This window comes from Chitinophaga nivalis, from assembly GCF_025989125.1.
GTDB lineage: Bacteria > Bacteroidota > Bacteroidia > Chitinophagales > Chitinophagaceae > Chitinophaga > Chitinophaga nivalis.
This window is the reverse complement of sequence record NZ_JAPDNR010000001.1, coordinates 3,842,431-3,865,907: the sequence shown is the minus strand read 5'-3', so window position 1 is coordinate 3,865,907 and position 23,477 is coordinate 3,842,431. Positions and strand designations below refer to the sequence as shown.

The 23,477-nt window shown below is 46.7% G+C and carries 18 protein-coding genes; 8 read left to right on the top strand and 10 right to left on the bottom strand.

Features of this window, described 5'->3' with window-relative positions; translation table 11 throughout:
• Positions 1-95: 95 nt before the first annotated feature.
• Positions 96-791, top strand: coding sequence for a porin family protein (locus tag OL444_RS15465; protein WP_264731920.1), 696 nt, complete (start codon positions 96-98; stop codon positions 789-791).
• 64 nt (positions 792-855) lie between these two features.
• On the opposite strand, the gene OL444_RS15460 is transcribed toward OL444_RS15465, so the two are convergent.
• Both OL444_RS15460 and OL444_RS15455 read right to left on the bottom strand, forming a co-directional pair.
• A complete protein-coding gene (locus tag OL444_RS15460; protein ID WP_264731922.1) occupies positions 856-1,269 on the bottom strand; it encodes a carboxymuconolactone decarboxylase family protein in 414 nt (137 codons plus the stop codon).
• Positions 1,270-1,376: 107 nt separating this feature from the next.
• On the bottom strand, positions 1,377-2,237 hold the full coding sequence (locus OL444_RS15455) for a helix-turn-helix transcriptional regulator (RefSeq protein WP_264731923.1): 861 nt from the start codon (positions 2,235-2,237) through the stop codon (positions 1,377-1,379).
• A 201-nt stretch (positions 2,238-2,438) separates the two neighbouring features.
• On the opposite strand from OL444_RS15455, the gene OL444_RS15450 reads away from it, so the two are divergent.
• Positions 2,439-3,185 carry a class I SAM-dependent methyltransferase gene (locus OL444_RS15450; protein WP_264731926.1) on the top strand — a complete coding sequence of 249 codons (747 nt, stop codon included), beginning with the start codon at positions 2,439-2,441 and terminating at the stop codon, positions 3,183-3,185.
• Between the two features lie 85 nt (positions 3,186-3,270).
• A complete protein-coding gene (locus OL444_RS15445) occupies positions 3,271-3,672 on the top strand; it encodes a DoxX family protein (RefSeq protein ID WP_264731928.1) in 402 nt (133 codons plus the stop codon).
• A 117-nt stretch (positions 3,673-3,789) separates the two neighbouring features.
• Here OL444_RS15445 and OL444_RS15440 read toward each other — a convergent pair whose 3' ends face one another.
• Complete coding sequence (locus tag OL444_RS15440; protein WP_264731930.1) at positions 3,790-4,569, bottom strand: AraC family transcriptional regulator; 780 nt, start codon at positions 4,567-4,569, stop codon at positions 3,790-3,792.
• A gap of 98 nt (positions 4,570-4,667) precedes the next feature.
• Between OL444_RS15440 and OL444_RS15435 the strand changes: the two genes are divergently transcribed.
• A complete protein-coding gene (locus tag OL444_RS15435; RefSeq protein ID WP_264731932.1) occupies positions 4,668-5,822 on the top strand; it encodes an Atu1372/SO_1960 family protein in 1,155 nt (384 codons plus the stop codon).
• 137 nt (positions 5,823-5,959) lie between these two features.
• Here the strand turns inward: OL444_RS15435 and OL444_RS15430 are convergent, their stop codons facing one another.
• Positions 5,960-6,454 carry a hypothetical protein gene (locus OL444_RS15430; RefSeq protein ID WP_264731933.1) on the bottom strand — a complete coding sequence of 165 codons (495 nt, stop codon included), beginning with the start codon at positions 6,452-6,454 and terminating at the stop codon, positions 5,960-5,962.
• Positions 6,455-6,688: 234 nt separating this feature from the next.
• Between OL444_RS15430 and OL444_RS15425 the strand changes: the two genes are divergently transcribed.
• Together OL444_RS15425 and OL444_RS15420 are read left to right on the top strand one after the other, a co-directional pair.
• A complete protein-coding gene (locus OL444_RS15425) occupies positions 6,689-7,099 on the top strand; it encodes a helix-turn-helix domain-containing protein (protein WP_264731934.1) in 411 nt (136 codons plus the stop codon).
• Between the two features lie 307 nt (positions 7,100-7,406).
• Entirely contained in the window at positions 7,407-8,090 is a 684-nt protein-coding gene (locus tag OL444_RS15420) for a DUF6624 domain-containing protein (RefSeq protein WP_264731936.1), read from the top strand.
• Between the two features lie 159 nt (positions 8,091-8,249).
• Here the strand turns inward: OL444_RS15420 and OL444_RS15415 are convergent, their stop codons facing one another.
• Both OL444_RS15415 and OL444_RS15410 read right to left on the bottom strand, forming a co-directional pair.
• Complete coding sequence (locus tag OL444_RS15415) at positions 8,250-8,714, bottom strand: VOC family protein (protein WP_264731938.1); 465 nt, start codon at positions 8,712-8,714, stop codon at positions 8,250-8,252.
• Between the two features lie 238 nt (positions 8,715-8,952).
• A complete protein-coding gene (locus tag OL444_RS15410; RefSeq protein ID WP_264731939.1) occupies positions 8,953-10,323 on the bottom strand; it encodes an OmpA family protein in 1,371 nt (456 codons plus the stop codon).
• 731 nt (positions 10,324-11,054) lie between these two features.
• On the opposite strand from OL444_RS15410, the gene OL444_RS15405 reads away from it, so the two are divergent.
• The gene (locus OL444_RS15405; RefSeq protein WP_264731941.1) at positions 11,055-11,282 is read left to right on the top strand and encodes a hypothetical protein; all 228 of its coding nucleotides are present in this window, start codon (positions 11,055-11,057) and stop codon (positions 11,280-11,282) included.
• Positions 11,283-11,750: 468 nt separating this feature from the next.
• Here OL444_RS15405 and OL444_RS15400 read toward each other — a convergent pair whose 3' ends face one another.
• The gene (locus tag OL444_RS15400) at positions 11,751-13,892 is read right to left on the bottom strand and encodes an Ig-like domain-containing protein (protein ID WP_264731943.1); all 2,142 of its coding nucleotides are present in this window, start codon (positions 13,890-13,892) and stop codon (positions 11,751-11,753) included.
• Between the two features lie 306 nt (positions 13,893-14,198).
• Entirely contained in the window at positions 14,199-16,118 is a 1,920-nt protein-coding gene (locus OL444_RS15395) for an Ig-like domain-containing protein (protein WP_264731945.1), read from the bottom strand.
• A gap of 314 nt (positions 16,119-16,432) precedes the next feature.
• Between OL444_RS15395 and OL444_RS15390 the strand changes: the two genes are divergently transcribed.
• Entirely contained in the window at positions 16,433-17,374 is a 942-nt protein-coding gene (locus OL444_RS15390; RefSeq protein ID WP_264731947.1) for a FimB/Mfa2 family fimbrial subunit, read from the top strand.
• Between the two features lie 105 nt (positions 17,375-17,479).
• On the opposite strand, the gene OL444_RS15385 is transcribed toward OL444_RS15390, so the two are convergent.
• Positions 17,480-20,764 carry an Ig-like domain-containing protein gene (locus OL444_RS15385; RefSeq protein WP_264731949.1) on the bottom strand — a complete coding sequence of 1,095 codons (3,285 nt, stop codon included), beginning with the start codon at positions 20,762-20,764 and terminating at the stop codon, positions 17,480-17,482.
• Positions 20,765-21,075: 311 nt separating this feature from the next.
• Positions 21,076-23,292, bottom strand: coding sequence for an immunoglobulin domain-containing protein (locus OL444_RS15380; RefSeq protein ID WP_264731951.1), 2,217 nt, complete (start codon positions 23,290-23,292; stop codon positions 21,076-21,078).
• Positions 23,293-23,477: the final 185 nt, after the last annotated feature.

Genomic DNA, 23,477 nt, shown 5'->3' with positions numbered 1-23,477 from the left:
TCAACTGGTTTCCGGATGGCTTGATAAGTACTCCTGAAAAAACAATGCGCGTATTACCGGCGATAAATATATTTGCCCCTCATTAATTTCCGAGAATGAAAAAGCACATTTATTTATTAGCCTTAGCCCTTTCCAGTGGCCTCTATTCCTACGCGCAAGTAACCTTTGGTGTAAAAGCAGGATTCAACGCTGCCAGCATGAGTTCTAAACTGGAAGCCCACGACGGTATTGCATCCCAAAAAGCCAGTACTAAAACCATTCCCGCATTTCATGCAGGCGTTATCGTGGATTTCGCTATTTCCGAAAACTTCTCCCTGCAACCCGGCCTTTTCTACAGCTCCAAAGGCAGTAAGGTAGATTATGTGATTCCTAGTCCTGCAGATGGTATCCTGGACAAAGGTACCGTTACCAGTCGCCTGCAATACCTGGAGTTACCCATCAACTTCCTGTATAAACACCAGCTGGGAGCCGGTAAAATCTTCGGAGGCTTAGGCCCCTATCTGGCTTATGGCCTGAGCGGAAAAATGAAAACCAGTTCCGATATCAGTGGCCGTAGCCTGGATACCAAATTCAAGTTCAAAAACTCAGAGGAGTCTGCTGTCAACGAATTAAACGTAAAACCTTTCGACGCGGGCGCTAACTTCACCGTAGGCTATGAGCTGAATATGGGATTACTGTTCAGTGTTAACTACAGCCTGGGATTAACGAATACCAGCCCGTATAAACATGAAACGGAAAAGAACCGTTATTTTGGTGTGAGCGTAGGTTATCTGTTCAACACCCACAAATAAGCTGCTATCCGCATCACATAAAAAAACCGGTTGTGATCACAACCGGTTTTTTTATGGCATCTCCTCAATGATTCCCCAATGTCATGCGCAGGCGGTTCAATGCATTCATCAGCGATATGGAGGTGGTCAGTTCTGCCAGCTCCTTTTCGGTAAAGTGTTCCAGCAGGAGCGGGTAATAACTTTTAAAATCCGCGGGCCGCGTAGTCACCACCTCGGTCCATTCCAGCACCAGCTGTTGCCGGAGATCGAAGCCGGTTGCCAACCGCCAGCCAGGCAACTGATCAATCAGCGCAACGGCCAGGCCCATCTCCCGTAATTCATTGGCGTGATACGCGCAACAATAGGCGCAGCCATTGAGCTGAGAAGTTCGTAATTCTGCCAGCGCAATCAATTGCACCTCCAAACCAGTTGTACGAATACTCCGGTGAGCCTTGTACAGGTATCCTACCGATTCTTTTGCTATCTCCTGATAATCCATTGTCCGATAAATTTAATTTTACACAGCACCATCGTTATAATGATGGCACAAAGGTATCACCAGCCCATTGATCAGCAGGAGTAATAAACGGGGTTTAAAAGGTACAATCAGGGGTTTTTACGGACTGCCTGTTTTAGTGCCTGCCGATGTGCGCCCGGCAATGTTTCGCGGTATCTGGCAAAAATTTTCCGGAAGTGTGCCAGGTCTGTAAATCCCAGCTCGGCAGCGATTTCACTTAAGGTAAGATCTGTGTGTTGCATGCGGATATCCGCGAGTTTCAACCGGTAGGTCAGGATATATTGTTTGAGACTGACCCCATATTGTTTTTTAAAGAACTCTCCGAAATAGCTGGGGGCGATATGAAACACGCCCGCCAGGTGGTGGATGGTAAGCCGTTCCGGCGTATGGATATGATATTGCAGATAGGGTAAAATAGCCGCATAGCGGGAAACGGCCGCGGGAGCCGCGGGCTGACTTAAATTCCGGGCGATGATATGCAGGATAGAAAATAAGGTGTTCTGTACAATGATGTCACAATAACCCAGCTTCCGCTGGTGTTCCTGTATGATCAGCGTTAACAGGTTTTCCACCACCAGCTGGTCATTGGCAGCTTTCAGTACCGGCAGCTCCCACCGGTTTTCACTGTAAAAGAGGAAGGCCAGCTGCTGAAACCAGGATTTAAAATTAAAGGCATAATCATGTATGCCGGTACGTTCAAAATACACTTTCTGAAACTGTATGAAATGCAGGCAAGATGCTTCCTCCAGGGTGATCTGTCCTGTTTCATCCGGCAACAATAAAAACAGGGCGCCTTTCCCAAACGGGATGACCTGCTCATTTATCTGCAGGGCGCCCTTCCCTTCCGCTACCCATACCAGTTCAAAAAAAGTGATGCGTTCTTTTTTCCAGGGGATGGTGGTACCGGTAATCGTCACTACTTTAAAAGGCTCATATATGTTTCTGCTCATCCTTTGCCGGTTTGTAAGGCACGGGCAAATATACAGGAATGTGGCGGGCTGTATGCCCATGAATAAACCGGCGCAATGATGTAACTTTAGTAGGTGCGACCCTCATCATCCGATAACAGGGAAACCTGTTGATTCCATTTACTGTCATACAGGAAGCCGCTGCTTACCTGTTTATTTTATTCACCTCCTCAATCTACCATCATGGAAACAACTTCATTCGACGACGTTTATCAGGAGTACCGGGAGTCCCGCGAATTGCCTTTCCGGGAAATCATTGAAGTGTATACCATCCGGCAGTTATGCGGCGACGTCACCGGGCTGCAGGTACTGGACCTGGCCTGCGGCGAAGGCGCCTATACGCGACGGTTAAAAACATGGGGCGCTGCCGATGTACTGGGTACGGATATGGCAGCCAATATGATACACCTCGCAGAAGAAGCGGAAAAACAACAACCGCTGGGATGCAGGTACCTGTTGAAAGAAATGACGGCCCTTGGTAAACAGGGCGACTTTGACCTGGCCACCGCCATTTATCTGCTCAACTATGCCCGGACGGCCAAAGAGCTGGCTGGTTTTTTAGCCGCTGTTTATATCAATCTTAAACCCGGCGGTACTTTTGTAGGCATGAACGATAATCCCATGCACCGCCTGGCGCCTGGTGATGAAAACTATGAGAAATATGGTCTCATCAAAACCATGCACCTCCCGCTAAAAGACGAAGATTATCTGCAGTATGTATTTAACAATCCGGACGGCAGTTCCTTTGTACTGGACATTCCCTATCTGACGCCGGAAACCTATGCAGCGGCATTTAAAACGGCCGGTTTCCGCACCTTCTCGTGGGTGGGTCCTTATGGGGATACCGCTGGTATGCCGCCACAGAAAGCGGCATTCTGGGATCATTTCCTGCAACACCCACCTATTATTGGTTTCCGGGCTACGAAATAATTTTTTTCCGGGTGGATGTCCAGTTTTGTTTCGCTGAGTACTTATGTAGGTGTAAACAAATTATTACACCACACTTATCATCATTATGCGCAATAACATCACTGCCGCCACCCGTACCCGTATTATCGCCTATTGGATCACCACCGCTATATTAACCTTTGAACTGACATTAGGCGCGTTCTGGGACTTTAATCTCGTCAACAAGGGGTATGTGCCCGCAGTTATGCAACACCTCGGATATCCGGCTTATATGGCCATTATTATAGGCGCCTGGAAACTGCCGGCTGCTATTGTGGTGGCAGCACCCCGTATGCTCCGCCTCAAGGAATGGGCTTATGCAGGCGCTTTCTTCACTTTTACCGGCGCCGCTTTTTCTCATGTTGCCGCAGGGGATGGTATCGCCGCCGTGATAGCACCGCTGGTGTTTGCCGCTATCACAGTAGCTTCCTGGGCTTTACGGCCGGCCACCCGCCGGATGGCTGCCTGATACCTGGCCGGTAAAATAAAAACAACCGCGTGTATACGCACTGTCAAAAACAGTGGATATACACGCGGGGCTCCTTTTCCCGGCACCAGTCTACCGGGTATACAAGCCATTAAAAAATCATTTGAACATATCCTGCGGCCGCAATCCGATCACCTGTTTGAAGGTATTGCTGAAAGTAGGGATGCTGTTGTAGCCCACTTTATAAGCTACGCTACTGACATTTTCTTCGGGGCGCGACAACAGCTCCACCGCCTTTATCATACGCAGTAACTTGATATAGGACACCGGCGACATGCCGATATCTTTTTTGAAGAGCCGTTCCAGTGTTCTGGCAGAGAAAGTATGTTTAGCAGCCAGCTGCCGGAGGTTAAACGGTTCGTCCAGGTTGCCGGCCATTTCATCGGCCAGCTGCACCAGCCGCTGATCCTGCGGCACCGGTATCATCAGCGGCACCGATGCCTGACACATCACCGGCAGGCTGCTTAATATCGCCTGCAGGAAATCCGCTTCCACCGGATCTTCCGCTTTCAGCCGGGAGTAACGGGCCGTATGTAAAATCATTTCCCGTAATACCCTTGGCGTATGGAAGATGTTGATCTCATCATAGAAAGCGTGGCCAGGTGTTGTTTTAAAGAAGGTACATCGTAAAAAAACGGCGGCTTCCGGCGAGGAGGTTCGGTGCGGTAATCCGGGCGGAATCCACGCACAATGGTGAGTAGGCAGCAGGTATTTTTTCTGTTCCGTATGCAGGTACTGGAAGCCCTGCTCCACATAGATCAGCTGTCCTTTCTGATGGGCGTGCCATTCTTCCCCGAACTTCCATTGTGCTTCATGCCATACATAAGCGTCTTTCTCCACTTCATCCACTGTCAGGTGACAAAATTTTGCCCGATCCATGCTTTGTCGGTTTTGAATAATTAAATGGCAAATTTAGATATTTAACCCAACACAGGATCCATCACCTTTGCCCAGGAAAACAAAACCTCCGCTGTAACATGAAATCTTTGATAGCAAGCCTTTGCATCTGCCTGTGTGTATATACACTCCAGGCCCGGCCTGATCTGCATAAAAAACCTACCCGTATACTGGTGCTGTTCCATACCACCTCCGGTGGCACCTGGAAACTTGCGCAGGCGATAGCTGCCGGCATTACCCAGCAAGGCGCTACGGCGGTGTTGAAACAAGTACCCGCCATTGATAAAAACATCGCCAATGCGGCGCCCGGCGTACCTTATGCCGACGTAGCCGAACTTCCGCAATATGATGGTATTGCCTTTGGTTCGGCCGTTCATTTCGGGAATATGACCGCCGCCATGCGCCTGTTTCTCGACGGCACGGTAGATCATTGGACCCATCACCGGCTGGAAGGTGTTCCGGCTACGGTGTTTATGTCTGCCGGCAGTGGCGCGGGCCGCGAGGCCGCCATCCTGTCGTTCTGGAATACCCTGGCCGTACATGGCATGGTGATCGTACCCACCGGTATCATGGGTGCGGCTACTCTCCAAAAAAACATCGCCCAGGGCAATACTGTCTTTGGCGCCACTTCTCTGGCCAGCATGCCGGGGAGTGCAAGGCCTTCGGCCAGTGAGCTGGAACAGGCTACCCTGCAGGGAGCTGCCCTGGCGAGAGTAGCCATCGCATTGGCCGCCGTGCCCCGCACCGTTCAAACATCCACACCGGTAGCTACAACAGACAGCATCGCCATCCGGATGAACCGCGCCGGCATCGTACTGCCGCCGGTACCTGCTCCTGCGGGCAATTACAAACCTTTTACCAGAGCCGGCAACCTCGTGTACATCAACCAGGTGGCTTTGAAGGAAGGCAGCATCCTCCATCCCGGCATCGTGGAAAAAGAGATCAGCGTGGCAGATGCCACCGCCGCTACCCGGCAAACCATGCTGAATGTACTGGCGGTATTGCAAGCTGCCTGCGACGGGGATCTGAGCCGCGTGAAACAATGTGTGCAGCTGACCGGATTTTTCAATACGGCACCAGGGTTTAAAGACCATGCAAAACTGATGAATGCAGCATCGGACCTGACGGTAGCGGTATTCGGCGATAAAGGCAAACACGCCAGAGCTACCGTAGGTGCCGCTTCCCTGCCGGTAAATTCATCTGTGGAAATACAGGCGGTGTTTGAAATAGAGTAAAGCCATCTGTTGTTACAAAAAGCGTATTTCTTTTTTAAAGAGATGCGCCTTTTGTTTTATGATAACAGGGATATCTGACCGATTAGAAAATTTAGTAGGCAGTTCGGGTAAGATGTTTATCGGCTGGGATTTAATATTCATACAGGAAGTTTTACAAAATTATTTTTTGCTTTTGCTTTACGCATGCGCTCTTGCAGCCCTAAAGCATGAAGGGTTAGAAAAAAGGTCTTGAAATAATTGCCAGCAATGGCCGCTATAGTTCCATCCATCCCCTCATCGTCGTCAATTAAAATGGTAATATATTGATCCAACGCAGCTACCAGCTCCTCTATCTCAATACCAGACTCAAAACTGGTCAATTTATAAAGATCGCTTTCTAACTCCGTTATCAACGCTGTAGTCAAATTTTCTACGCCTTCCCGCCTCAAAGCATCACGAACTTTAAAAGTGGAAATAATAGTATCTCTGAATAAAGTATAAAATAGCATAAAATCAGCCCGCTGATCTGCCGACCAGTTATCAGATGCGTTATTCCCAATTACATTAGATAACCCGTACTCACAAAGCTCCACGAAGCCCAACGAGGTACTACATGATGTAATTTTGGTCAAGATGGTTAACAGATTCTCCATGACAAAAGGTTTAAGTGATGATTGGATGTTAAAAATCCCCGCGCGGATAATAATCAAAGGGACGATTTAACAGGTGAATAACCTATTCTTTAACAGCATATTTTAGACAGTAAATAAGGATATTTTAGCTGGTAAATAAGGATACCGTAGAAAGAAAATAAATATATCGTTGCAGTATGCTATCTAATTTTTTTGTATTTTTCCGATTATTTGAAACCATTTAAATTTGTAAAAATGAAAGAAACACATGAAGGAAAAGGCGTAAAGTTTTTCCGCGAAATGCGGGGAATGAAGCAAGATACGCTTGCTTTTAAACTTGGTAACGATTGGACACAAAAGAGAGTCTCGTTGTTAGAAGGAAAAGAAAAAATAGAGCCTGATATTTTAGAGCAAGTGGCAACAGTATTGGGAGTAGCCCCGGATGCTATCAAAAATTTTAATGAGGAAATGGCAATAAATTATATTAATACATTCAATGATCATAGTTCTAATCAGGTGATTGGTGCCCATCATTGTGCATTGAATTTTAATCCGATTGATAAGCTAATGGAGGCTTTGGAGGAAAATAAGAAACTGTATGAGCGTCTTCTTGCAAGTGAAAGAGAAAAAATTGAGATATTGAAAGCTAACGCGAACCGATCATAATTCCTGACACCACCTGTAATACCCCATTCTAATAGTTACCCCTTCTTTTTAATAGTTACCCCTTCTTCTTTTAACAGCTTAGCCAAAGAAAATTAAAAATGGTACAGATAGTACTATACTACCGCTGATCATCCTCTTTAGGAATGCCGTTAATACAGCCGTAGGCCGGGAATGTCATGCGGGTAGCTTCATGACCTGCAAAATAACCAGGCTGCCGGTTACTCAACTTATTAAGCCAACGGACAGGGTTGTTTATACGCCTGGAATATCGCAAATTTATGGCCGCTCTATCTCCTATAATCAATCTATGCAGCAGTTCATCAAGTGCTTCTTTTTTGCCGGTTTGTTGCTGGTATACCAGTATATATCCGCACAATCTCCGGGCCTTTCATCTGCCGAAAAAGATTCCCTCATCGGGCTGTTGCTGACGGCAGACAAGGCCGATCAGCAATACCGGAGCAACCTGGAAGCTATACAACAAAAGTATGGCAGTGATGCACCGGAGATGAAAAAGTTGCTGCAACAAATGGCTGCAGCAGATGCAATAAATCAACTAACGGTAACGAATATACTGGATAAGTATGGATGGTTAGGACCCGCTGTTATCGGGCAGCAAGGCAACCGTACTTTATTTATGGTCATACAGCACGCCCGGTTACCCATACAGGATAAGTACCTCCCTATGTTGCGCGACGCCGTTGACAAAGGGCATGCCAGTGCATCACAGCTGGCTTTGCTGGAAGACCGGGTGGCTTTATATCATGGTAAACGACAACGGTATGGTAGCCAGGTGATCTGGAATATGCGTACGAATCAATACCAGCTGGCCCCGATGGAAGATCCGGATCATGCGGATGCACGGCGGCTTGCAGCAGGATTACCTCCGCTTCGGGAATATCTTTCTGCCTATGGAATGACATGGGATGTGGAACAATTTAAAAAAGAGTTGCCGGCTAATGAAGCGGTATTTTTCAAGCGTAACGGGGAATGAAAGGGGTATTGACAACGGGTTACAGCTATTGTCTTAAACAAGATCCAACTTTTCACACATGATTTTTTTCATCTGCGCAGCAAAATATTTTTTATGTGAACACGGGTATCATTGGGTATTTTTATCCGCACCTATGGAAAAAATGACACGGCACTTTCTTTACCTGTCCCCACTTTGATTCAGTTGCAACCATGCTTCGTAGGATACTACCTCACCAGCAGGATGTGCCTCCCCTTCCAATATCGCAATGAATTCCAGCTGATGTCCATCCGGATCATTGAAATAAATAGCCACTGCCGGCATCCAGGTAAAAACCATAGGTTGCATAGAGCCATCTTTCAGGAAGTTATAAGGTTGTACGCCATGCTTCGTCAGGAAATCAATCGCTTCCGTTAATATAAATTCGGGATCACAGGTAAAGGCAAAATGCCGGCTATCGATTTCCGCTGCAGGTTTTTCCCAAAGCCCCAGCATGGCAGCCTGCGGCTGACCTATCCACAGGAAAGCCGCCCGTCTGCCTGCTTCAAAACGACATAGCTGTAATCCAAGTACATGCCGGTAGAAATTTATGGATCTTTGCAAATCTTCTACATAGAGATGGGTTTCATAGAGGCCTTTTATCATAGATAATAAGTTTGAGGGAGTATGATAAAATATATTCTTCACGAAGCTACGCAAAAGCCAACGATATCACATCATAGGCATTCCTTTCGTAACACATGATCCTGTCTCTCATAAAAAAACCTGCGCAGGGCGCAGGTCTTATCTTTCCTATCTATACTAAAAAAAGAAACTGCCCTGTAAAACAGAGCAGTTTCAATATTACCATAACGGTATATTAAAAGTGGACCTTTGCCACAGATTAATACAGCGTAAATTCTACACGTCTGTTCTGTTGACGGCCAGCTGCTGTTTTGTTGGAAGCAATTGGCTGATTAGATCCGTATCCGGTAGCTTCAATCCGGGAAGGATTGGCACCTTTGGATACCAGGTAAGATTTAATGGCTTCTGCACGTCCTTTAGACAAACGCATGTTGGTAGCGGCAGAACCAGTGTTGTCGGTATGACCGGCTAATTTCAGACTGAAGTTTTTCTCTACCAGTAAAGCAGCTACTTTATCCAGGCTGGAGAAAGAGGTTGGTCTGATGGTAGCTTTACCCAAATCAAATTCCAGGTTGTCGATCGCGTCTTTTACAACTTTCTTATCGGCATCTGTTACAATGATTTTTTCTTTCACTACCTGTACAGGCGTTGGCAGCGGACAACCGGAACCATCTACTTTTGTACCTGCTGGTGTGTTCGGGCATTTATCCAGGAAATCCGGAACGCCATCACCATCGGTATCCTGTTTCATAGCGGCAATTTCACCTTGCAACTGAGAAATAGCAGCCTGATTACGTGCATCGCTTTCTGTCAGGGAATTTTTCAGCGCGGCATTTTTATCCATTAAATCCATGGTTGCCTGTGCAGCAGGATTTACAACTGCCAGCTGTGGTTTTTTCTTGTTACCCAGCGCAAATTCAACCCCTAAACGTGCGGTGGAGAATTTGTCTTTGTTGCCACTGTTTACACCGTCAAACACTTTACTGTTAACGAAGTTGGCCGTGTATGCCAGATCAATGTTTACACCACGCGCTACGTTGAATTTAGCACCTACACCAACCGGAATAAATAATTCTCTGTGGGTATTGCTGCCATCGGAATTCAGTACGGGTGTTGCGCTACCATCGCCTGCCTGTATGCTTGGTTTGAAACCAATCGCACCGGCACCGGCAGATACGTAAGGAATGATATAGCTTTGTTTGTTCAACCAGTTGATACTTCCCAGGCTGAATACACCGCTTACGGATGCAGACCAGTCGATATCTGTTTTAAAGGAGGTGATACCACCTGCCAATGTTTGAGAAGCTTTGGTGGATCCTTTTACCTGACCTCTCATGAAGTCTGCCTGCAGACCAAAATTGTGGAAAATTTGCTTTTTAATATAACCACCGTACACTAACCCTGCATTATTAAAATCAAAATTGTTGAAATAATAAGGGCCTCCGACAGGACCAAAAGCAGCGGAACCGCCACCCCATACGCCTACAGACCATGTGCGATAATCTTTCACACCATTAAAAGGGGTAACACGATCAACTTTTTTGTGTGTACTATCCTGCGCAAATGCAGTACCTGTTAATGCCAAAGCAGAAGAAGCCAACATTAAAGACTTCCCAATTTTCGTAAACATGCTCATAAAAAAAATAATTGGGTTAAATTATAATACTCAGTTTTTTTTTTGCTATAACGTCCATAGCGTGTGAGTAACATAACGGTTTAGTTAGAACAGCAGCCTCTTTGCAAAGTCTGTGCCAACACACTGACAATTCACCGCATTAATTTACTAAACAACTGCAAATCAATCATTTAACTAGATAGATTTACACTTTTGTCTGATGCCTGTTACCTTCCTAACGGTAATGGATATGGTATTTATTGCCTCATAACGGGCAAGGTTAACCGATGATAACAAGTAGGTATCCATATAAACAGGATGACTAATCAACCGGATCAACGGCCCTCTCCTGCCCGGCTCACGGGGATGCAGTTACGGAAAAAAATAGTATCTCCCAAAAAAATAAATGACGTTCCTATACGGAAAAATAACCCCTGCTAATGGCTGCTTTTTTTCCCATACTGCCGATACGGCTATCTATAATCGCTATACAAAAGCAGTACAAACTTCAGCGGGTATCAAACGGCCACCAACCAATCAACACCAGCATATAGCTATTTATCCCTACCTAAAGTAGCTGCTATTTGTTATGGGTTGGTTAAGCAACATACATTAAATACCTCCCCGACAACCGCATTTTTCTTTCGTGCTTTATTTGCCTGACAATCATCATAGCATACCTACAGTACCAGCATCAGCTTATGTACCGGTTGCTATTTATTCACACACCCATCAACAAACAACACATGCAAATTTATCAAAACCTGGATGGCGCATCCGCCGTCACTTCTTTTCTCATTGGTCCGGATTCCATTACGGTAGAATTTAACGGTGATGCAGCCTACCTGTATGATTACGATCAACCGGGCAGCGGCGCGGTAGAACAAATGAAAACGCTGGCCTTGTCCGGTCGCGGGCTGAACAGCTATATCAACAAACATGTTGGTAAAAACTATGCAGCCAAATTAAGATAGTCCCGATGCGCGGAGCATACACGGCTCCCCCACAGCTATCATTTACTTGTATCCTGGTTACCCCTATGACCAGGATACTACCCGTCCGGGGTGTTATCTGCTTCCTTTATCACCTGCCTATATTGCCCGCTATATACCGCATATCCCCTGCTGACGATCCATTTCTGCCCGCTTACCTGGCCTGATTGCCTGCTGACTGTGCCAGACTGTCTGCTTACCACGCCTGACTGCCTCCTGACAACGCCTGACTGTGTATGTACACCGCAACGTTGTCAGTTGCCGCCCCTTGGTTGCCTGCTGACATCACCGGAATGGCTGTTTACCACACCTTATTGCCTCCTTACCATCCTTTTCCGGCTATTTACCCACTTAGTAAAACAACCTGCCGCTTCTTTCTGCCATCTGTCTTTCAACAAAAAAAGCCAACCGGACGGGTCAGCTTTTTCTGTTGAAAGACATTTATATATTTTATCGTTGCAGTACTATTTTACCGTGATAGCGTTCCTGTTTATCCGTCATAATCCGGATAAAATAAATACCGGCAGGCAAATCTGCCGCCAGCACCAACCGATGCTGATTTAAGACGCCCCGTTGCACTTCCCGTCCATACAGGTTACTGATAATAAACCGGCTGCCGGTCAGCTCCTGCTTATCACCGGCAAACCAGATGGTGCCCACCGATGGATTGGGGTACAAGGTGAGTTGATCAGCTGCTTTTACCGGCGAAGCGGTACTTAACGGACAAGGGTTCACGATCACCTTTACCGGCCGCCTGAATGGGTATTCGCAGGAGAAAGCAGACGTGACATAATAGGTAGTGGTTACCGCCGGTGTTACCGTATAGTCTTTCCCGGTATATAACAACGTACCTCCTACCGGTGCATTGTACCAACGGATATTCAGCAGTGGCGCCGCGGGTACATTGGCATGCAACGTAACGCTGTTGCCACTGCAGATGGTCACACTATCCGCGCTCACATCCGGATAGGCACCCCAGGCATCCAGTACAAACTGCTGGTGTACACTATCTGATATACAACCCGTGAGAACATCTGCCGCCTGCACATAAATATCTGACTGCACCGGAATGGTATACAGAAATACCGGTGTAACAATCGTATTGCTGGTAACCGTATAGGATGTATCCAGCAATACGGCAGTATTGGCGGTATATACATTTCTTACCTTATAAATCAGTCCGGCCCTGTGATTGGTTACCGGCAACGACAAGCTGCCACGGTTACCGCAAACGAATCCCTGCGGCACCGTATAAACAGGATCCGGCAGCCGGGTAACCACTACCTTCACAGCTTTACGCCGCGGATATTCGCAGGCAGAAATAGCCGTTACATAGTAGATAGTTGTTTGGTTGGGACTAACGGTATAATAATTTCCGGTATAGAGTAACCGGCCGCCAACAGGTGCATCATACCAACGGATCGGCCAGAACGCAGAAGTAGGCGTATAGGCATGTAACGTCGCGCTCTTGCCTTTGCAAATGGTTACGCTGTCGGCATCCACCGTAGGTAACTCTGCGGACCCGCCCCGGATAAATGCCTGGTGTACCGTATCCGATTTACAGCCTGTGAGCGCATCCACCGCCTGTATATAGGTATCTGCCTGATAGGTGATGTTATTGATAAAATCAGGCAACGGAATGGTGGCGCTGTTGGTAACCGTATAGGCAGTATCCAGCAGGGTACTGAATGTTTGGCCGTATTTTACCCGCACCCGGTAGTTGATACCAACCTTGTAATTCGTGACCACGATGGATACCGGACCACATCCGGCTCCCTGTGGTACCGTATACACCGGATTCGCCGGTTTAGGCCGGATGATTACCTTCACTGCTTTCCGCAGGCTTTTACAACCACCCTGCGTGGCTTCTGCATAATAAGTGGTCGTCACCAGCGGACTTACATTATAGCTGTTGCCGGTGGCCAGCAACGTACCTCCCGCGGCTGCATTGTACCAGCTGACGGTAGTTCCCGGTGCGGTGGTCACCGAAACGGTAGTTGTATTGCCGGCACAGATGGCCACACTGTCTGTTCCTACCGGCGTGGGGACTGCCGGCTTACGATACGCATAATACAACTGCAGGGAATTTAATAATCCTACTAAAGTACTGTTCAGGGTTACCTTTACCCGGTCGAAGGTCTGGGATGGTTTTAAGGTAATTTCACCCCGGTTATTTGTTTGCAGCAATCGCAGTGCCGCTACACTGATCGTCTGTAAATCATTATTCGCTGTGGCGCCATTAAAGGTTTGTACTGTAACCCCACCCAGGAGATTTACCGACAGTAACGCGGCGCCACTGCCAATACCAATGATGAGTGAATCACAGCCAGGGGTACTTTGTGCCGGAAATATCAGGGTCTGATAAAGCGTCACGCCCAGTAATCCTGCTGTGATATTAAATGTGGAATAATCATCCAGACTGGCATTGTTCACCGGATTTTCCGGATTACTGACACCGCAAAGTACACATAGTCCGGTACTGCCATTTGTTTGGCTATTGGCGTATAGCTGCGCCTGCAGCTTGCCGGACGACAGGCAAAGTAAGAGCAGGATCAATCCTGTCATCTTGTTGATGAAGTAAAATTGCGTCATTGTATTGGGTTATTTTAAGGGATGATAACAATGCTAATCCAGCCGGGAGATAATGGAGCATTGGGATAAAGCCTACGCTACATCTGTTAAAATTAACCGTTAGCACTGCTATGTGCATGATTTAACCAGGCCACTCTTTATTCCCTGTACAGGTACTGTTCTACAGTACTACAGCAAGAGTATGCTATATAGGATTCCGGAAGATGATAAACCGGCTTTATCATCATTATACCCTGCGCATATTTATTACATTGAAATCAGCTGTTGATATCAACAGCCGATTTCAATGTAATAAACAAACATCCATTATCTGATCAGTAATATCCGGGTTGTATACTGTTTACGGGATGGTGTAGTAATCCGGATCATATATATACCCGGAATAATGGAGGATGGAAAACGGAAGACCGCTTGCTGTAACACTCCATAAAACACTTCCTTCCCCCTTTGGTCATACACCACGATCACACCACCTGTCAGATCAGCAGCAGCGGCAAATTTAACCTCTCCACTGGTGGGATTCGGCGATGCCGTAAGGGAAGTGCCATCTTCTTTACCCTTGTTATATCCACTACTGTTTGCAGCAACGGAACAGGATAACACAGTTACTTTTACCGGTTTGCGGGCCTGGCTTTCACAGGTACCCATGCCACTCACATAATACACAGTGGAAGCAACCGGATTCACGGTAAAATAATTACCGGTATACAGCAGCTGACCTCCCACAGGCGCATCATACCAGCGTACCTGCAACAAACTGCTGCTGGTATAATAACCATGCAACGTTGCGTTACTACCGCGGCAAACAGCGATGCTATCTTTATCTACCAGCGGTAATCCCGGCGTTCCGCCTAAGGTAAATACCATACGTACACTATCAGACCGGCAACCGGAAAGCGGATCAACGGCCTGTACATATACCGCTGCATTGGCCCCATTGACAGGGTTCAGGGCAGGTACAAAAATAGTATCCCTGTTATAGACCACATAAGCCGTATCTGCCAGCGGATTGCTGAAAAGGGTATAAATAATCCGCACCCGGTAGTTATAACCTGGCTGGTGATTTAAAACCGGCAACCGGGAGCTGCCACATACAAAACCACCCGGCACTGTGTACACCGGATCGGGTAGTTTCCTTACGATCACTTTTACAGGTCTTCTTTGCTGATGTTCACAATCCAACGCAGCTGTAACATAATAAGTGGTATTCGTATCCGGTGATACGGCATAATAACTACCGGTATGCAACAGGATACCACCGGCAGGTGCATTATACCAGCGAATGACCGGTATCGTGGAGCTGGGTGTATAGGCATGCAATCGTGCCGTATCTTTTTTACAGATCGTGACGCTGTCTGCATCTGCCACCGGTAATTCTGCATAGCCTCCCTGTACATAGCTTTTGCGCGCAGTATCTGACTTACAGCCGGTAAAAGGATTGACGGCCTGCACATATACATCTGCCTGCAGATAAATATAACTGATCGGATCAGGTGTAACAATGGTATCATTATTTTTCACGACAAAAGCAGTATCAATAGGTTGAGGTAAGGTGAAACTGGTATATCGTATCCGTACATTATAGTCGATGCCTTTTGTATGATTAGTGATCACCAGTTTTTGTTTGCCGCAGGCGATCCCTTGTGGTACGGTAAACACCGGGGCGGCAGGCTTACCTGCACGCCTGTAGGCATAATAAATCCTGAAATTATTCAGCAGCCCCAATAAACTGCTGTTGAGTGTGAGCCGTACCCGGTCATAGGGCCGGTTGGGTTTCAATACGATCTCACCCCTTGTGTTTGATTGTAGTAATCGTAACACCGGAGCGCTGACGGTTACAGAATCATTATTCGGTATCGTGCCGTTAAATGTTTGTACAGATACGCCTCCCAATAAATTGGCAGACAGCAATGCATTGGAACTGCCGATACCTATCACCAGGGAATCACAGGCAGTAGTACCTGTTGCCGGAAAAATGAGCGTCTGGTAAACCGTAACGCCTAATAATCCAACTGTAATATTGAATTCCGAATAATCATTCAGGTTAGTGTTATCTACCGCATTACCCGGATTGATCACACCGCATAACAGACAAAGACCTGTTACACCCGTGGTTTGATTATTGGCATACGTCTGTGCATGGGAAACAGCCGGCAAGAGTAAACAAACAGACACTAAACAAATAAGATAATGTATAAAGCGGCCATGTGTAAAATAATCGTTCATAGGACAAGGAGTTGGGGAGTGATGGAATACGTTAGCTATACAATATTACAACTCCCCGCTGCCACACCATTTATACCACTTATAAAGATGATTAAAAAAAAGTATCCCCCTGATATATCCACTGCTGCTCACCGACATGACAACTTTTACTATCTGCTATCTATTCATGTTATTTTTTTCTGCTTCCTGCCAACAATTATACAGACAGCCCTTTTCCAGTTAAACGCCGACATTATCTGTCACACGATATTTAAAAATGTAGCAAAAGTATTTTACTCTTGCTCAAACAAATTATTTCACTCATTCATTTATCCATGAAAAAATTACTACTCATCCCTGTACTGGCATCCTTATTGTTTTCCTGCAAGAAAGAAGATAGCACCTCCACCACTACTGTACCGAAAGAAAAACGCCCCGTTCAATTCAGTATAGCAGACTTTATCAGGGAAGAAGAAAACCTGGGTTCCGCCCATGGCCGGGCTATTCAGGCTACCGCCAGCCAGGACACGGCGCCGGCAGTCAGACTATCTGACATCTATTACCTGGCCTATAACGATAACGGTGTAAAAGTCAGCTACCGGCACCAGGATACCGTTAACCAGCGGGCTACATTTGGTACCATTGCAGATTCTCTGGCGCCGGGTACCTACACCATTGTTTTTATCGCTTCAGAAAAACCCATCTATACAGAAGCACTTACCTTCAACAACAACATCAATGCGCACTATTTCGGACCTGAGCTGACCGGTGTAGGGGTACTGCCGATGGGTGATTTGTTCTATAAAAAATTACAGGTAACGGTAAGTGCAGCCGGTAATATCGCTACGCAGCCGGTTACCCTGGATCGTATTGTTGGCCGGCTGGAAGTAAACATCCTGGATGCTTTGCCAGCTACGGATAACAATGGTTATATCTGGACACAGGTAAATCCGATCACCTTATTTTATAACATTTATAATAATACGGTAAGGCCACCGGAGTATACCTGGGATTGGAGAGGTACCAGGATCAATCAAAACACTTTCAGGGATTACATTTTAGGTTCCGACTCGGCATTCAATGTAACCATTCATTACAGAGATAAAAATACCGGCGCCGATCAGGTAAAAGTAATCAACAACGTGAAGTGCAACACCAATAAAAAAACCATTATCAAAGGTTATCTGTATGGTGTGCCTGGCAACCCCGGCGGCCCGGCTTATCAGGTCAGGATCAACCAGGACTGGAATACCAGCTCCAACGTGATTAATTTTTAAGGTGCCTCCTGTTACTTCATTTAAAAGGGCTTATCATCCGTGGATGATAAGCCCTTTTAAAATAATACTTTCAAAAGAAGTAATCTTTTACGGAGAAAGTATATACTATTGAATGACCACTTTCGTCTGCATTACTTTTTTCTGTGCGGTTGTTACTGTGATCACATAAATACCTGCCGGTTGTTTTAACAGATAGGTATTTCCTTTCAGTACATCCTGCTGTACCCTTCTACCCTGCAGATCCGTCACGGTAATGAAGCTACCTGCAAAGTCGGTCAGTCCTTCCAGTTTAATTTCACCGCCGGATGGATTCGGGAACACCTTTAAAGTGTTACTCACCTTAGCCGTGTTACTGGTAGCCTGACTGGTTGCAACCGGTGTTTTGGCACCGCTGGCCGGTCTATTGAAAGGTTCTACCAAACCAAACTGATAGGAATCGTAGAATGTTTTTACTTCTGTAGCAGATAATGTCCTGCCATACACGTATACTTCATCTATGCGGCCATTAACGGGATAAAATTCATTCTCGTCCTGAAACGCACCTATACCAAAAACGTCTGAATTCAGTCCCTGGTATACGATATCACCACTTACTGTGGTGGTACTGGCATAAAGCGCTCCATTGAGATAAAGGCTCATGGTAGTACCGTCATAGGTTGCCACTACGTGATACCAGGTATTATTTTGTATATTCTGGTCTCCTCTTAAATAAAATCCTGCAGTATTATTAGCCCCCTGCAGGAAAAAAAACATGGAACTATTTTGATATCCGACTCCCCAGCCACCTTCAGTTTGATTATCTTGCAACGATCCATTTACGACAACAGTTTCCACACTACTGCTGCTGGCAATATTGACCCAGTAAGCAGCTGTTAATGTCTTCTTAGGTAAAATAGACGATGATGTTGCGCCGGATTTAATGGTAACAAACGTATTATTAAAAAGGCCCGCCTGATTGGCCACCACATCCTGCTGATATCCGACAGACCCCGTAGTGGCGGTGCCGTTATAGTTATTGCCGGAGGCATCATTCAGGTTATTGGAGAACTTGTAGATAGCAATGGCTCCCGATGGGCCGGCGCCATTAGGCAATACCTTTACCGTTACCGGTTTTCTGGCACTGCTGCAACCGCTGGTGCCATCTGCCTGTACATAATAGGTAGTAGTGGCAGTAGGTGCTACTACATAAACACTACCCTGGAACAGGCGTGTACCGCCGGTAGCGGCATTATACCAGGAAATCGGATTGCTGCTGGTAGCGCTAAGTCTGACACTATCACCCGCGTGTGAGAACACGGTATCTTTTGCTACTGTTGGTGGTGCCGGCGTTGGCAGCGCGGTAGCCGTTACGGCCTTACGGGCGCTGCTACACCCATTACGGGAGGCGCTTACAAAATAAGTGACACTGGCACTATCCTGCCTGAAAGTATAGGAATTACCAAAGGTTAGTACTACACCATTGCTCTTAGTCCAGCTGTAACTCGTACCGGCTACAGGAGCTACTACAGAAAGCGTAGCATTTTGTCCTATACAGGCCGGGGTGAGGGTAACATCCGGTTGGGGTGGCAGCGGATTTACAATAACGGTAATGGATAAACGGGCACTACTACATCCCTGACTATTCACTGCTTCTACATAATAGGTAGTAGTATCCGTTAATGCCGGCGTATTAAAGGTCGCACCGGTAAAGATAGCCGTACCACCGGCTGGCTGCAGGTACCAGTTAAATACATAGCTTGAGTCGATAATCCTGACCCTGACCCGGGTGCTTCCACCTGTACAAACAGCAGGCACTTCTCCCTGTACAACAGGTGTAGCCGGCAATGGGTTTACCACTACGGTAACGGGGGTACGTACCGTACTGGCACAACCGGAAGTAGCCGTCGCTGCGACATAATAAGTAGTTGTAGCGGAGAGTGCCGGAGTAATAAAGGTAGCACCGGTAAATACGGAAGTACCACCGGTAGCCTGGGTATACCAGCTAAAAGTAGCACCGGCCGGTCCGGTAGCCTGCAACGTAGCCGTTGCACCTTTACAAATGGCCACGGTATCTTTTGCCACTGTCGGCGGCAATGGTGCCGGCAATGCAGTAGCGGTTATGGCTTTACGCACACTGATACAACCATTACGGGTAGCACTTACAAAATAAGTAATACTGGTACTGTCCTGCCTGAAAGAGAACGTATTACCAATGGCCAGCGGCGTAACACTGGTAGCAGTAGCATACCAACTGTAAACAGTACCGGCTACAGGTGTTACCACAGCAAGGGTAGCATTCTGTCCTTTACAGGCCGGGGTGAGCTTAACATCCGGTTGTGCCGGTAATGGGTTCACGGTAACGGTCACGGACGAACGCTGACTACTGCATCCCTTGTTATCTACCGCTTCTACGTAATAAACAGTAGTAGCCGTTAATACCGGCGTTACAAAGGTAGCACCGGTGAAAATGGCCGTACCACCGGTTTCCTGCAGATACCACTTAAATACATTGCCGGAATCGCCAATCGCCTTTAGCGTGGTGCGCGAACCGGTACAAATAGACAGGGTGTCTCCCAACGCAATCGGTGTGGATGGCGCCGGATTCACCACTACTTTAACAGGGGTACGTAACTTACTGGCGCAACCGGAAGCACTAACTGCTGCAACATAATAGGTAGTTGTAGTGTACAGTACCGGGGTAATAAACGTAGCGCCGGCAGATACGGCCGTGCCACCGGTAGCCTGGGTATACCAGTTAAAAGTCACACCCGCAGGTGCAGTAGCCTGCAACGTTGCGGTATTACCTTCACAAATAGTCACAGTATCTTTTGCCACTTTTGGTGCGGTTAGTAACCTGGAAGCATAATGGATGTTGACCGCATTCAGCAGTTGTAATACGCCGGAGTTCAGGCGTACTTCTACTCTATTATAGGACTTGGTTGCCAGCAGTGTCACTTCTGCCCGTTCCGGACTGATTAAGCGCAACGCCACCGCATTAATAGCCTTCCGGTCGCCATTATAGATCGTGCCATTATACGTGGCTACCTGCACACTGGACAACACGCCCAGGTCCAGTAAATTCACCGGAAAAGACAGCAATAACCGGATACTGTCGCCGGTATTACCGGTAAACGGGAACTGCAAGGTTTGTTCTGCATATCCGCCTAATAACCCCAGTATGACATGCAGGGAAGAAGCCGTGGTGGTGTCGTTATCTACAGCCAGATCCGGCTTATCTACATAACAGCCCACGCAAAGTCCGCTGGTAGCATTCGTTTGCGAGGTAGCCGCATCGCAGGGCACATTTTGTGCCCGCAAGGTGCTGGTGCTGATCAGCAACAGTCCTAGTAGTAACAAAAAAGGATGCAACAGGTATGGCCTGCTGCGGGGAAGTGTAAAATGCGAAAACATAAAAAACGTTTTAAAGGATGATCATCTAAACCGTCTAATGTGCCTTGTAAGCAGACATACCGGGATTCATATCCTACATTTCTCCGGATATCCTGTTTACCCAACCGTCATCAACAATTATAGCTATCAGTGTTTTCACTGTTTGTCTGCCGGTTAAAAGAAATACCTAAAATATTACAGGTACCAACCTGCCTGTGTTATGTATGGGTATGATTCAACTGTTGGTCTTCATGGTGCCACCTATTTGCCGGTTACTCCCGCTCCATAAAAAATGAAGCGGGAGTAATACATCATTGGCTATATAGGATGGGTTAATGTTTACGTTGTTTTTTAATGGGCTGTCCGGTTTTTTTGTTGGCTTTTTGAAGAGCCTGCCGGGTAGCAAGCGGGCAACCATTGGTGATTTGTATTTTTATAATCCAGGCATCTTCCAATCCCTTATTACCCGTTGTTATATCTCCATCCTTAGAATAGGTATAGCCTGCTGCTACATATTTATTAGCAAGATCATGCTCATCGGCAAGTAGTGCGGGCTGCAGGGCAAACAGCCGGTCGGTTTTACTGCCGCCCAATGTCAGGTCACCCATTTTTTGTCCGTCTGCCGTAATGGTAATCAGCAGAAAATCATCTTCTCCTTTATTGCCGGAAGTGATGTCCCCATTGGATGAACGGGTATAACCTCCCAGTATATAACCGCCGTCAGACAGTGGCAGCAAGGCCGTCAGCACATCAAAATCGCTGCCGCCATAGGTTTTATCCCATTGTTTTTTACCCAGGCTATCTGTTTTAATCACCCAGAAATCTTCCAGGCCTTTATTACCACTGGTAACATCCTTATCTGACGAGGCAGTCGTGCCGGCAATCAGATAACCACCATCTGCGGTTTGTATAATCTTCGCGGCTTTATCACTTAAACTGCCACCATAGGTTTTATCCCACTGTTTTCTGCCATCGGCATTTAATTTAATGATCCAGACATCTTCTGCTCCGTTATTACCATCTGTCACATCTCCATCTGCAGAATTCGTATAGCCGGCCAGGATATAACCACCATCCGCAGTTGTGGCTGCACTGGTTAAAATATCATTCTCCGTACCACCCCACATGCGCTCCCATTTTGAAGTTGCAAGGATATTTATACCCAACTTTCTCACCCATATATCTGCTTTCCCATTATTGTACTGAACTTGACCAAGAGGAGCATAGTTATCATTAAAAGAGAATCCTCCTACCAGGAAACTGGTATCTTTTTGGGTGCTAATAGCAACAGTAGCCCGCGCACTACCATCATCCGTACGGCGGCCGGTAAATTCGCCACTTTCCTCTCTACCCGTATAAGCACTATAAAGGGTGTATATAGCTTCCTGTATGGTTCTGAAATCCTCGCCATAACCAGCTGCCAGCACATCATCATAAATATAGTTATCGACCACCAAACTGGTGGCGGCTACTGCTTGTCCGTTGGCAGGACCATTTCTTTTTTCCGACAATTGGTGATAGCCGCTATCCAGGCGGGTCAACAGCATTTCCGGCTTCCAATAAGAACCTTCGGGAACCGCACCTGGTCCCTCCGGGCCACTATTGGAAGTACCTATCAATACATATTGCCGCTTTTCCGGTACATGAATAGAATTGGGAATAGTAACCATATCATATACCCGATCAGAAAATTTACCACCAAAGGTTTTACCGGATAGTTTTTTGAAAGTACTCACTACCGGTAGTACGTTCACGGTTACTTTTGTCCGGGAAGGCTGGGTACAGCCACTGGTAATACCAGTCGTTTCTGCATAATATACAGTGGTATTATCCAGGGCTGGTGTCGTAAAATTAGCGCCGGTAAATATGGCCGTGCCACCAACCGGTTGTGTATACCATTTGAACACCGCATTGGCAGGCGCGGTGGCCTGTAGGGTGGCAGAACCACCCTTGCATACAGATACACTGGTGTTGGCGACCGTAGGAGCCGGTCGCATGTACTGCGCATAGTTCACCCGCAGGATACTGGGGGCGCCGGCATTGGTAATGATACTCAGGACAATATATACCTTGTTAAATGGTTTTTCTGCAGGAAACGTAACCGTTAGTGATGGCGCAGTTCCTGTAAATACCGCATCAATGGCATTCAATGGATCCAGGTCATTATTATCAACATTTCCGTCATAGGTACCGATGGTTACATTTCTAAATTTACTGACATCGGTACTGGTTAGTCCGGAAAATACAATCCGGATACTATCTCCCGCGCGGCCGGTAGACGGGAATTGCAGGAAAATCCGGCTTTGTCCGCCAGGGCCGGTATTTTCCAGTTCCGCATAGGTGGTTACATCATTATCGACAGCCTGATCAGGATTTCTGACCGCGCAGCCGCTGGCACAATTAATGGTCGTATTCGTTTGGGTAGTGGCACGTATACAGGGCACGGGCTGCGCCTGCATCATACTTGTCAGGCATAAAAAAAACAATAACAAACAAACCCGCTGTTTCCTCAGCAGGCGAAATGGGGCAAACAACATCTGTGTAGGCATAAAGAAAATTTAAGGTAAACGGATAGTGTTCAAACAGGGTTAACAATAAATATATCTTATCATGGGGTCAAACTTCAAGGCTATTCAAGTGCAGTAATAAGGAAATTAAAGGCTGTTGGTTTTCAAACAGTGAATGTCGGATAATGATAGTATACAGGCTTACCAAAAATTATCAATAAAGAAGA